Below are 12686 nucleotides of genomic sequence, written 5' to 3' on the forward strand. Positions count from 1 at the left end.
AAGATGCCCATCCACACCGTTCTCGGCCCCATCGCCCCGACAGACCTCGGCCCGACGTCGATGCACGAGCACCTTCTCAGCGACCTGCGCATCTGGGCGAAGCCGCCGAAAGAGCTGCCCCCCGAGGGGGTCCCGATGGGCCCGGAGCTCATGGCCCACCTGCGGTGGAACTTCCTCTCGATCCCCGAGAACATCGTGCTCCACGACCCCGAGGTCGCCGCGGCCGAGCTCGCTCACGTCCGCACCGCGGGGGGTTCGGGAGTCGTCGAGCTGACACTCGACGGCATGGGGCGCCGACTGGCCGAACTGCCCGAAATCTCGCGCCGATCCGGCGTTCACGTCATGGTCGGGTCGGGGTTCTACGTCGAGGACACGATGGCCGACGACGTCAAGACGGCGTCGATCGACGATCTCGCCGCGAGGTTGATCGTCGAGCTGACCGACGGGATCGGCGACACCGGCATCCGTCCCGCCCTTCTCGGCGAGATCGGCACGAGCTGGCCGGTGACCGACGCCGAATGGCGTGTCGTTCGCGCGGCCGCACGCGCCGGTGTCGAGACGGGGGCCGCGGTCTACACTCACCAGTCTTTCCGCGGGAAGGGCGGCACGGCCGTGCTCGAGGCCATCCTCGACGAGGGGCTGAGCCCCGACCGCGTGATCATCGGCCACCTCGACGAGTTCTGGGACCCGGGCTACCACCGTGAGATCGCGCAGGCCGGGGCGGTGCTCGCCTACGACACGTTCGGATCCGACTTCGCGTACGGCAGCCCGAAGCTCCGCAACCCCACCGACGGGGAGCGTCTCGACATGGTCGAGTGGCTCCTCTCCGAGGGATACGGCTCGCAGCTCGTCATCGCGCAAGACGTCTGGGCCCAGGCCAACCTCCGCCGCAACGGGGGCAACGGCTACGATCACCTCTTCCGACGTATCGGCCCCGCGATCGCCGACATCGCCGGCGATCCCGCGGCGGCGGATCAGATCCTCATCCACACCCCGAGACGACTCCTGGAGCGACCATGACCACCCCTCTCGCATCGAACGCTCCCGAGCGCGCGCACGTCATCGGGCAACCCGTGCTCGTCGTCGTCGACATCCAGGGCGGCTCGGGACAGTCCGCGCCGGGCGAAGGCGGAATCCCGATCATGGGCGGCCGTGCGGAGCGGGGGCCGCGCCAGCGAGCGCTGGTCGACGCAGCCCGCGACGCCGGGGTGCCCGTCGTGTTCATCCAGGAGGTGCACAAAGCATCCCTCGTCGACATCGGTCGCGAGCTCGACGGCGTGGAGGGTCCGCACTGCATCGAAGGCGACGACGGGACCGAGCTCGCCGCCTGGCTGGAGCCGCGACCGGAGGAGTTCGTCGTGCGCAAACGCCGTTACTCCGCGTTCTTCGGCACCGAACTCGAGATCGTCCTGAAGGCCTACAAGGCCGAGACCCTGATTCTCATCGGCGGGCTCACCGACGTCTGCATCCACTACACGTTCGTCGACGCTCATCAGCACGACTACCGCGTTCGCGTCATCCGAGACGCCGTGGGCGGGTCGAGCGAACGCGCTCACACCGCGTCTCTCGAGGCGATCGAGTACCTCCAGCGCGATGCCCTCGTCGACACGGCCGACGTGTTGGCTTTCTTCGCAGCGCGGGCCGGCGCGGAGCCGGCTCTGAGCCGATGACGGCGATGCTGCCCGAAGCCGCCGAGTACATCGTCGTCGGCGGCGGAACCGCCGGCAGCGTGGTGGCCGCACGACTGGCGGAGTCGGGGCACGACGTGCTGCTGCTCGAAGCCGGACCCGACTTCGGACCCGAGGGCGACCCCTCATGGCCCGCCGACTTCGTCGACGCGACCCGGCTGGGCCGCTCGCACGACTGGGGATACGACTCGGGCGACACCTACCCGTGGACCGTCGGGTTCGAGCGCGCCCGGGCGATCGGCGGCAGCTCCGACGTCAACGGCTGCACGCAGACCTGGGGCCACCGTCGTGATTACGACGCCTGGGCCGAGGCGGGCCTCGACGGCTGGGCTGCCGACGATCTCGTGCCGCTGTTCGAAGAGGGTATGCGCCGCATGCGGGTGCGGCAGTTCACCGCGATCGAGCTGACACCTTGGCAGCACACCTGGTACGACGCCGCACCGACGGTCGGCATGCCGCGGCTGTCGACTCTGAACGACCTCGACGAGGCCGCCGGCTTCGCGCCCGAGGCGATGAACATCCAGGACGGCGTGCGGGTCAACGCCGCCTTCGCGTACCTCGATCCTGTGCGGTCGCTGCCGAACCTCCGCATCGTCGGCGATGCGCTCGTCGATCGCGTCGTGGTCGACCGCGGGGTCGCGACCGGTGTCGTGGTGCGCCATCGCGGCGAGGTCGTCGTCGTCCGGGCGGGTACCGTCGTGCTCGCGGGCGGTGCCTACAACTCTCCGACGATCCTCCAGCGGTCGGGGATCGGGGCGTTCGCGCACCTCGCGCCCCTCGACCTCCCGCTCGTGCATCACCTGCCGGGTGTCGGCGAGAACCTGCACGATCAGCCCTTTCTGCTGATGAGTTTCGCCGGCTCCGATCGCATGACGAGCGAAATGCGTGCCGCACGCGAGGCCGGCTGGACCCCCGACGAGCAGGCGATGGGCAAGGCGGCCTCGCGTTTCGAGACCGAGGCGTTCGACCTGCACTTCCTGCCCTACAGTCCGACGCACCGCGGTGACGAGAAGCGGTGGAGCGTCGGTACCTCGGCGCTGCTGCCGCGCTCGCGCGGCTTCGTGCGCGTCACGAGCGCCGATCCCGAGGCGAAGCCGTGGATCGACCACCGCTTCCTCTCCGACCCCGAGGGCATCGATGCGGCGATGCTCGCCGAGGGTGCGGGCATCCTCCGGGAGCTGGCTGCGTCGCCCGCCATGGCCGGGCTCGTCGGTGCAGAGATCCACCCCGGACCCTCGACCTTCACGCGCCAGGCGCTCACGGCTCACCTCTACCGTCATCCCGACAACTACTGGCACCCCGTGGGCAGCTGCCGTATGGGCGTCGCCGGTGACCCGTTGGCGGTGGTCGACGCGCGAGCCCGCGTGCACGGGATCGAGGGTCTGCGCGTCGCCGACGCGTCGATCATGCCGCGCATCCCGCGCGCGACGACGGCGATGCCGACGATCGTGGTCGGTGAGAACGTCGCGCGGATGATGCTCGAGGAGGCGACGCCATGACCGACGACATCACGACCCTCAGTGCCAGGGAGCTCGCCGCCGCGATCCGCACGCGACGGTTGTCGTCGGAGGAGGTCGTCGCCGCGCACCTCGGTCGCATCGACGCGATCAACCCGACCGTCAACGCGATCGTCTCGTACCAGCCGGAGATCGCGCTCGAGACGGCCCGCGACCGCGATCGCGAGCTCGCCCGTGGCGTCATCCGCGGCCCGATGCACGGCCTGCCGATCGCGGTCAAAGACCTCATGGACGTCGAAGGGCTCCCCACGAGTCACGGATCGCGCATCTACGCCGGCCGGGTCGCGGCGAACGACAGCGTCATCTCGTCTCGGCTGCGCGCGGCGGGCGTCGTCTTCGTCGGTAAGACGAACACGCCGGAGTTCGGAGCCGGTTCCCACACCTTCAACGAGGTGTTCGGCGCGACGCGCAACCCCTTCGACCTGTCGCGGAGCGCCGGCGGCAGTAGCGGGGGAGCCGCTGCGGCGGTCACGACCGGCATGCTGCCCTTCGCCGACGGATCGGATCTCGGCGGCAGCATCCGAAATCCTGCGTCGTTCGGCAACCTCGTGGGGCTTCGACCGACGGCCGGGCGTGTGGCGTCTGCCCGCCCCGGAAACGCGTGGGATCCGGGTTCGGTGCTCGGCGGTCTCACTCGTGACGTCGCCGACACCGCGCTGTTCCTGTCGGTGATCTCCGGCCCCGAGCCGCGGGCGCCGCTGTCGATCGATGAGGACCCCTCGCTCTTCCTCTCGATCGCGCCGCGTTCGTTCCAGGGGGCGCGCATCGCCTACTCGCCCGACCTCGGCGGGCTCCCGCTCGACCCCGAAGTCCGCGAGGCGACCGCCGCCGCCGCCCGCCTGGCCGAAGCGCTCGGCGCCGAGGTCGTCGAGGTCGACCTCGACCTGTCGGAGGCCGACCTGGTCTTCGAGACGTTCCGGTCGCTGGAGTTCCTCGACGGGCACGGTGAGGATGCTGTGCAGCATCCCGATCTCGTTAAGCAGACCGTTCGCGACGACGTCTCGTGGGCGGGTGCCATCGATGCCCCGCTGCTGAACCGCGCCGCCGGCGCCCGGACGCAGCTGTTCCGCCGCCTGCAGGCGCTCTTCGGGGAGTACGACATGCTCCTCGCGCCCACCTCCCAGGTGCTTCCGTTTCCGATCGAGTGGGAGTACCCCACCGAGATCGACGGCGTCGCCATGGACAGGTATTACACGTGGCAGCGCTCGTGCAGCCGCATCACCGCGACCGCCATGCCCGCTCTGTCGATGCCGATGACGTTCTCGCGGGGAGGGCTGCCGATCGGCGTGCAGTTCGTCGGCCCGTACCGCGGTGACCGGCCTCTGCTCGAATTCGCTCTGACGTGGGAGAGCGCCGTCGGAGACGTGATGGCGAGGCGCCCCGGCCTGTGATCGAACGACGCAGCGGCCGGACGAGACCGGCCGCTGCGTCGTTCGTCTCCGGCGTCAGCTGGTGAGCCACGCGGTGTAGCGGTCGTTCATCTCGTCGTAGAGTTCGGCCCGGTTGTCGGCGTCCGCCCAGATGATGTCGGTGTGCTCCGGGGCGTTCGGCAGCGCCGCGATCTCGTCGTCGCTGAGATGCTCGAACGCGGCCGAACTCGAGGGACCGTAGTTCGTGCGTCGTGAGAAATCGGCCTGCAGCTCGGGGTCCGCCAGAATCTGCGCGAGCGCGAAAGTGGCTTCCTGGTTCTGTGCGCTCGACGGAACGACAAAGGGGTTGGCCTCGACGAGTGCCTGGTCCCACGACACGGTGACGTCGAGCCCGGCGTTCTTCAGCGCCGCGAACTGACCGTTCGGAGAGAAGGCGATGGAGGCACCGCCGGCGCTCAGTAGCTGCTGCACCTGCGGATACTCGGTGTAGAAGACCATGTCGGGCTTCAACTCGTCGAGCTTCGCGGTGGCGCGGTCGAGGTCGAGCGGGTACAGCTCGTCCGGGGCCACGCCGTCGGCGAGCAGCGCCGCCTCGAACATGAAGTCGGAGTACTCGCCCGGCACCGCGCGCTTGCCGGGGAACGTCTCGGTGTCCCAGAAATCCGCCCACGTCTGCGGACCGCCGTCGGGGAAGGTCTCGGTGAGATAGCCCTGGGCGTACCCGATGATCGGTGTTGCGATCGTGTACTCCGCGACGTCGGCCGAGAGCTGGTCCGAGCGGGGAATGCCTGCGGGCAGCGTGACGAGATTGTCGGAGTAGAGCACGACCTCAGCCATACCGGTCATCATCGTGTCGTAGTCGCCCGCGCCCCCCTCGAGCATCTCGTACTGCACGCTCGCGGCCAGGGTCGTGGGGACGACCTCGACACCGGTCTGCTCGGTGAAGGGTGCGAAGAACACCTCCTGAAAAGCCTCGTTCGTCGGGCCCCCGTAGTCGGCCCACACGATCTGACCCGAGACCGCCGGATCGGCCGACCCGGCCGGAGCCGCCTCGTCGGCGGCGCAGGCCGTCACCGTGAATCCGATCATCGACAGCGCGCTGACGATCACCATCCCGCGTAGCTTCTTCTTCCCCACGACACTCTCCTTTTGTTGGATCCAACACCGCAATGTTAGGATCCAATCTGTTTCCCGCGGGTAACGTCGCATTGCGATCGGAATCCGCTCGACCGGAGGTGCGGCATGACGCGAATCGTTCCCGATGGCCTGCCGTTCGCCCTCGTCGAGTACGAAGCCCGCCACGAGGAACTCCGCAAGACGATGGCTGTGCGCGGCATCGATACCTTGTTCGTCACCTCGCCGGCGAATCTCTGCTACCTCACCGGGTACGTCGCGAGCTGGTACGCGCCGAGGCTGCCCATCGGAGCGCTGTTCCACGCTCGAACGCCCGAGATCGTGATCGTCGACTGGTCGCGTCACGTCGACTTCATCCCGTTGACGGCGATCCATGACGCGGTCGAGCTCATCGACTACGGAACCGCTGCCGACGAGGTCGTCGAGGCGATCCGCCGCAGGGGATGGCACGAGGGGGCGGTTGCGCTCGAGTGGCATGCCCCGAATCCGGTGGCGGGGATCGTTCGCGATCTCGCCGACGGCCTCCGGGCGATCGGTGCGGAGCTGGTCGACGGCGACTACCTCGTCGATGACCTGCGGGTCTACAAATCATCCGCAGAACAGGCGAAGGTCATCGCCGCCGGCGAGATGGTCGACGGAGCGTTCGAGGAATTGCGCGAGAAGCTCCGCCCGGGGATGACCGAACTCGAGGTGTCGGCGCTCATCACTTCGCTGCTGGCCGAGAGGGGGTCGGAGGTTCCGGCACAACACGCGCTGGTCTCTTCGGGCCCTACCGCGTGGGCGGACGTGCACGCATTCCCTTCTCGACGGGTCATAGAGCGCGGAGACATCGTGTCGGTCGATGCCTCCGGAGTCGTCGACCGGTACCACGCCAACCTCAGCCGCGCGTTCGTCGTGGACGGCTGGAACGACGCCGCCGAGGAGTATCTCCAGGCGGGCGCAGAAAGCCTGGCGACCCTGTGTCGCGAGGCACGGAACGGCGAAAGCCCCGCCGCAGCGATGGCAGCGGCCGAGCGGGTGCTGCGCGCGCGGGTTCCGAGTCGAAACATCTGGTGGGTCGGCGGCTACGGTTTCGGGTTGGCCTTTCCGCCCAGCTGGGTCGGCCACACCTACCTCGCCGATGACGGGCCCCACCGGGCGAACCTCGGGCCGGGGTACGTCTCGAACTTCGAGACCGTGTTGTTCGACCGCGTGGCCGGGTTCGAGGCCGCCGCGATCGATACTGTGCCGGCGACGAACGACGGCCTCGCTCCCCTTTCCCGCATTCCGCGAGGACTTCTCCGCACTTGACCGGCGGGCGCACTCACCACGCCCGAGTAAGGAACCCCGTGATCGACACCGTCGTATACCTCGCGCCGATCGTGACGATGGACCCCGACCGCCCCCGCGCGGAGGCCTTCGCTGTCGAGGGCGACCGGATCGTCGCGGTCGGAACGGTCGCGGAGGTGCGGGCGGTCGTACCCCCGGGAACGCGCGAAGAACGCCTCGACGGCGTCGTTCTGCCGGGCCTCATCGATGCGCATCTCCACATGGAGAGAGCGGGCCTGAAAGCCCTCGACCATCTGGTCGACGGTGACGGTGTCGACCGCTACATCGCGGCGATGCGCGACAGCTTCGACGACGACGGCCCGGTCGACCCGCCCTTCGAAGACCGAGTGCGCGCGCTGGAGCGCGTGCAGCCGCTGTTCCACGCGCTCGGCTTCACCGGTGTCGTCGATCCGGCGGTCACCATCGAAGAGATGCGCGGCTATCAGGAGACCCACCGGCGCGGCGGGCTGACCATGCGGACGGTCGCGATGCCCTACCTCGAGATCGGATCCGACGCGACCCCCGACGTCGACGCGGTCATCGCCCACCTGGACGGTACGGGGGTGTCGACCGGGTTCGGCGACGAGTTTCTGCGGATCGGTGCGATCAAGGTCTACCTCGACGGCGAGGCACTGAAGGGACAGGCGCTGCTGGAAGAGCCGTGGGATGCCGCGGGGTACCGCGGCGAGCAACGGCTCTCGACGGCCGACTTCGACCGCTTGGTCGACTGGTGCGCCGAGAACGCCTGGGGCGTGGGCACGCACGCGGTCGGATCCGCCGCGATCGCCATCGTCGCCGCCGCCTACGAGAGGGCGGGGGAGTCCACGCGCGAGCGGCGCTCTCAGTTCATCCACGCCTACCTCGAGCCGAGTGACGAGAGCATCGCCGCGGGAGCGCGGTCGGGGGCGATCGCCTCGCTGCAACCCTCGATCATCTGGCACAACGGCGCCGGGCTCCGCCGCACGTTGGGGGAGCGCGCCGAGCGCGCCAACCCGGTGCGCAGCTGGATCGACGCCGGGGCGACCGTGGCGTTCGGCTCGGACGGCCCCTTCTTCGCCTTCGACCCGCGTTTTCTCATGTGGCAGTCGGTCACCCGTCGGGTCGCGGACGAGGAGCAGCCGCTCAGCCTGGGCGAAGCGATCACCGTGCACGAGGCTCTCGCCGCCTATACGACCGGGGCGGCCGTCGCGGCCTTCGCCGAGCACCATCGCGGCATGATCCGTGCGGGGTACCTCGCCGACTGGGCGCTCTGGGCAGAGGACCCTCTCGCCGTGCCGATCGACGACCTTCTACACATCCCCGTGCGACGCACCGACGTCGGCGGCCGTACCGTTCACCTCCTGGAGACGACATGACCACTGCCCCCGCCCTCCACACCTGGTCGGCCCGCGACCTCGCCGCCGCCGTCGCGACACGAAAGGTGTCGGCGGTCGAGGTCATGCGCGCCCACCTCGCCCGCATCGAGGAGTTCGAGGGGCGGATCGCCGCGTTCGTCTCGCTCCTCCCCGATTCCGAATCGCTCGCCCTCGCTGAGCGCGCCGACGAGGCCGTCGCGCGCGGCGACGAGCTGGGTGTCCTGCACGGGCTCCCGACGGGGGTGAAAGACCTGATGGACGTCGCCGGTCTTCCGACCTCGCAGGGTTCGGCGGCCTACGCATCGGAGCCCCCGGCGACCCGCGACAGCGTGCTGGCCGAACACCTCCGCCGTGCCGGGGCGCTCATCATCGGCAAGACCAACACCCCCGAGATCGGACTCGGGACCCTCACCTTCAACCCGGTGCGCGGCATATGCCGCAATCCCTGGGATCTCGACCGGCACGCGGGCGGGTCGAGCGGTGGGGCGGCAGCGGCGGTGGCCGCCGGAATGCTGCCGATCGCCGACGGATCCGACAGCGGCGGCAGCATCCGCTATCCCTCGTCCTTCTGCAACACGGTGGGCCTGCGCCCGACGCCGGGCATGGTCCCGAGCGGCCGGATCGGCAACGGCTGGGACCCCCACGGCGTCGCGGGCCCGATGGCGCGCAGTTCGGCCGACGCTGCACTGATGCTCGCCGGTATCGCGGGGCACGATCGTCGGTGGCCGATCTCGTGGGTCGACGAGCCGCGCGCGCTCGCCGACCTCGATGACGTGGATGCGTCGGGGCTGCGCCTCGGGTGGAGCCCCGACGTGTGGGGTCTCCCGATCGATGCCGAGGTGCGGCGGGTGCTCGGTGATGCGCGGCGACGACTCGAGCGGGCCGGTGTCACGGTCGTCGACGTCGAACCCGATCTCGACGGCGCCGACGAGGCGTGGCAGGTGATCGAGATGTTCGGTTTCGCCGGCGATGCCCGCGGCCGCTTCGCCGAGGGGCGCACCGGTTTCCGCGACGACTATCTCCGGAACGTGCGGGAGGGCATGGCGCTGTCGGCCGGTGAGCTGATGGATGCTTTCGCCCATCGCACCGAACTCTTCCGCCGCACCGCCGCGGTGCTGCAGGGTGTCGACGCGATCATCTACCCGGCTGCGCCGGTCGCTGCTCCCCCCGCCGAAGTGGAATGGGTCGCCGAAGTCGACGGGGTCGAGTTCGACCGGTACTTCCTCTGGCAGCGTGCCGCGTGCCGCCTGACCGTCACGGGGCACCCCGTTCTCGCGACGCCGGCAGGCTTCACCGAGGGCGGATTGCCCGTGGGCATGCAACTGGTCGGGCCGTCGCGCGGCGACTCCCGCCTGCTGGCGATCGGTGCGGCGATCGAGGATGTGCTCGGGCTCGTCGGCGCGGAGCCGACGGGGATCGCGGCACGTTAGGTGCCCGTCGACGTGATCGACGCACCCTACGTGCGGGTCGACCGGGCTCCCTCGGTGGGGGCAGCGGGGATCTTGGTGATCGTGGAGGTGCGCCCGGCGACGCCGGTCGGATACGGACCCCAGGCAGCACTCGCCCACGCCCTCGACGCGGCCGGGTGGTGGATCGGCGTCGGTGACGACGGCCGCGCGACGGTGGGTATGGGAACGACTGCCGGGCCGGTGAGTATCGCCGCCGGCGACCCTCTCGAGGCCGGCGAGCGGGTCGAGCTGGTCGCCCGCATTCCGGGACGCGCGGGTGGCCGCCTCGAGATCACGGTGCGTCCGGCTGACGCGGTCGGGGAGTCGCCGATCGCCGCGCGCAGCGCCGTGATCGGGGCTCCTCTCGTGCCCTCGCCCGGACCCCTGCTGTGGGGGTGCCGAGCGCTTCGTGATCGCTCGGTACCGGAGCACTCGTTCGTCGGCGAGGTGGGCCGTGTCGTCGTTGCGACAGACAGCGCCGCCCCCGACGATCGCGCTCGCCTCGCATGGCACCCCGTCGGCCTGTTCGTCTGGGACCGCGTCGCGCGCATTAATGCTGCGCGAGGCGCTGCGCAGCATCCGGTCTCCTGGTGACTGTTACACATCCGAAACACGGGAGACACGGCGGAGGGATCCATATGCTGCAATATTGGATCCACGCACTGCAGGGACTACCCCACCCGCGCACCCCCGCATTTCTTCGAGAGGAACCACAGCACATGCCTTCCCTGAACGGATACCGGCGCGGAGCGACCATTGCGGTCGCGATCGGCGCCATTGCTGCCCTTGCCACCGGCTGTGCCGGAGCATCACCCACCGAGGGGTCGAGCTCCGGCGGCGACGACACCGCGATCAGCGGCCAGGTGGTCTGGGCCGACTTCGGCGGACCGACCAACGAGAGCCGTCAGGTCGCGTACTTCGACGGGTTCATCGACGAGACCGGGGTCGACGTCGTGTCTTCCTCGATCGAGGACGCCATCTACTACCCGATGCTCGAAGGGGAAGCCGGCGACTACGACGTCTTCCAGGTCAGCACGGCCGACGTTCTGGCATACCCCGACCACATCCAGGAGATCCCCGAGGATGCCCAGGGAGACCTCATCGACGAGAGCCTCCGGCCCTACGTCGTCGGCGGTTTCTACATCGGCATCGGCCAGGGATGGCTGACCGAGACCTTCCCCGACGGTGGACCGCAGGACTGGGTCGACTTCTTCGACACCGAGAAGTACCCGGGCAAGCGCGCGTGGCCGGGATCGCCCGGATTCTTCGACGGTTCCTACGAGCTGGCGCTCATCGCAGACGGTGTGGCACCCGAAGACCTCTACCCGCTCGACCTCGACCGCGCGACGGCGAAACTGAACACGATCCGCGACGACTTGGTCTTCTACCAGTCCTACCCCGAGGTGCAGCAGCTGCTCTCCAGCGGCAGCGCGTCGATCGCCGTGTCGGTCACCGGTCAGTTCAAGGCGCTCCAGAACTCCGGTCTCGACGTGACCGTGCAGTGGAACCAGGCCTTCCAGGCTCTCAACGGCTTCGTGATCCCGGAGCAGTCGAACAACCCGGAGGCCGTCAAGGCTCTCGCCTCGTGGATCAACCAGCCCGAGAACCAGGCGGTCTTCACCGAGCGCACCGGGTACGGTCCCGTCAACTCCGCGGTGTTCGACGAGATCTCGGACGACGTCGCGAAGAACGTCGTCAACTCGCCGGACCATGCGGATGGACTGCTGCAGTGGGACGAGCAATGGCGAGCCGACAACAAGGACTTGCTCATCGACTCCTACACGGCCTGGCTCGCGGGCTGAACCCCCCTCATCCCGCGGTGGGGAGGCCCTCGATCCTCGGATCGGGGGCCTTTCCCATGTTCGCGTAACGACCCGGAAACCAAAGGGCAATACGTTCGGATCCAGAACGCGCTAGATTGGATCCATGCCCGAAATGAAGGCACCGGAAACACCCGTGCAACGTCGATCCTGGAGCATGACGCAGTGAGTACTTCGATGGTCGCGACCGATGTCAGGCCCACGCCGACGCCGAAGCGAGGAGCCCTCGGTGTCTCGCGGGCGGAGTTCCGGTGGCTGATGTGGCCTCCGCTGGCATTCTTCGTGGTGGCGCTCGGGCTACCCATGTTCACGCTGATCATGCAGTCCCTGGAGGGCGGGGGGAGTGCGTACTCCGGCATGTTCGCGGTGCCCGCGTTCATCGGATCGCTCTGGCGCACCCTGCTGATGGCCCTCGTGACGATGGTGCTGACGATGGTGCTCGGCGCCGCCTACGGTCTTGCGATCGCGGCATCGCCGGCCTGGCTGCGACTCACGCTCCTGGCGGCTCTCATGCTGTCGTTGTGGACCTCCGTGATGGTGCGGTCGTTCGGATGGATGCTTCTCGAACTCCCCAAGGGAGGGCTCTATTGGTTCTTGGGGTTGTTCGGTCTCGCCGATCAGCCGCTGGAGATCTACCAGACGACGTTCGGGATGTACCCGGCGATGGTCGCCGTCATGCTCCCGTTCGCGGTCCTCCCCGTCATGAGCGCGCTCCAGTCGATCGATCGCGAGCAACTGAACGCCGCTTCGGTCTTCGGTGCGGGTCCGATGCTGACCTTCCGCATCGTCACCTGGCCGCAGATGCTCCCCTCGGTGATCAGCGGCGGCGTCCTCGTCTTCGTGATGTCACTCGGCTTCTACGTGACCCCGCTGCTTCTCGGCGGGCCTTCGAACATGACGGTCTCGGGTGTCATCAACCAGCAGCTGAACACCGCGAACAGGCCCGACCTGGGGGCGGCGATGAGCATCCTGCTCGTGGGAGGAACGATGCTCATCTACCTCGTCGCCGACCGACTGTTCAAGGTCAGCGAGAAGTGGGGCTGATC

11 protein-coding genes are annotated in these 12686 nt (G+C 68.8%); 10 read left to right on the forward strand and 1 reads right to left on the reverse strand.

Annotated elements, in window-relative coordinates; all coding sequences use genetic code 11:
- The first annotated feature begins 3 nt into the window (after nt 1–3).
- The 4 genes from ACFXQA_RS13065 to ACFXQA_RS13080 are packed head-to-tail and all read left to right on the forward strand — an operon-like array spanning nt 4 to nt 4596.
- Nucleotides 4–1020: a phosphotriesterase family protein gene (locus tag ACFXQA_RS13065; RefSeq protein ID WP_394520308.1), complete on the forward strand. Its 1017-nt coding sequence runs from the start codon at nt 4–6 to the stop codon at nt 1018–1020.
- Nucleotides 1017–1670 (forward strand): cysteine hydrolase family protein, encoded by a 654-nt coding sequence (locus tag ACFXQA_RS13070; RefSeq protein ID WP_394520309.1) that lies wholly within the window; start codon nt 1017–1019, stop codon nt 1668–1670. Before ACFXQA_RS13065 ends, ACFXQA_RS13070 begins: the two co-directional genes overlap by 4 nt.
- Complete coding sequence (locus tag ACFXQA_RS13075; protein ID WP_394520310.1) at nt 1667–3187, forward strand: GMC family oxidoreductase; 1521 nt, start codon at nt 1667–1669, stop codon at nt 3185–3187. Before ACFXQA_RS13070 ends, ACFXQA_RS13075 begins: the two co-directional genes overlap by 4 nt.
- Complete coding sequence (locus tag ACFXQA_RS13080; RefSeq protein ID WP_394520311.1) at nt 3184–4596, forward strand: amidase family protein; 1413 nt, start codon at nt 3184–3186, stop codon at nt 4594–4596. Before ACFXQA_RS13075 ends, ACFXQA_RS13080 begins: the two co-directional genes overlap by 4 nt.
- A 54-nt stretch (nt 4597–4650) precedes the next feature.
- Here ACFXQA_RS13080 and ACFXQA_RS13085 read toward each other — a convergent pair whose 3' ends face one another.
- Entirely contained in the window at nt 4651–5712 is a 1062-nt protein-coding gene (locus ACFXQA_RS13085; RefSeq protein WP_394520312.1) for an extracellular solute-binding protein, read from the reverse strand.
- Nucleotides 5713–5817: 105 nt separating this feature from the next.
- Between ACFXQA_RS13085 and ACFXQA_RS13090 the strand changes: the two genes are divergently transcribed.
- From ACFXQA_RS13090 to ACFXQA_RS13115, 6 genes are all read left to right on the forward strand, one after another.
- On the forward strand, nt 5818–6999 hold the full coding sequence (locus tag ACFXQA_RS13090; RefSeq protein ID WP_394520313.1) for a M24 family metallopeptidase: 1182 nt from the start codon (nt 5818–5820) through the stop codon (nt 6997–6999).
- A gap of 38 nt (nt 7000–7037) precedes the next feature.
- Entirely contained in the window at nt 7038–8372 is a 1335-nt protein-coding gene (locus ACFXQA_RS13095) for an amidohydrolase (RefSeq protein WP_394520314.1), read from the forward strand.
- A complete protein-coding gene (locus tag ACFXQA_RS13100) occupies nt 8369–9802 on the forward strand; it encodes an amidase (protein WP_394520315.1) in 1434 nt (477 codons plus the stop codon). The genes ACFXQA_RS13095 and ACFXQA_RS13100 overlap by 4 nt, the downstream gene beginning before the upstream one ends.
- A gap of 12 nt (nt 9803–9814) precedes the next feature.
- Nucleotides 9815–10414 carry a hypothetical protein gene (locus ACFXQA_RS13105; protein ID WP_394520316.1) on the forward strand — a complete coding sequence of 200 codons (600 nt, stop codon included), beginning with the start codon at nt 9815–9817 and terminating at the stop codon, nt 10412–10414.
- A 125-nt stretch (nt 10415–10539) separates the two neighbouring features.
- The gene (locus ACFXQA_RS13110; protein WP_394520317.1) at nt 10540–11622 is read left to right on the forward strand and encodes an extracellular solute-binding protein; all 1083 of its coding nucleotides are present in this window, start codon (nt 10540–10542) and stop codon (nt 11620–11622) included.
- 183 nt (nt 11623–11805) lie between these two features.
- Entirely contained in the window at nt 11806–12684 is an 879-nt protein-coding gene (locus tag ACFXQA_RS13115) for an ABC transporter permease (protein WP_394520318.1), read from the forward strand.
- Nucleotides 12685–12686 lie beyond the last annotated feature (2 nt).

It is taken from the genome of Microbacterium shimangi, from assembly GCF_043556445.1.
Taxonomy (GTDB): Bacteria; Actinomycetota; Actinomycetes; order Actinomycetales; family Microbacteriaceae; genus Microbacterium.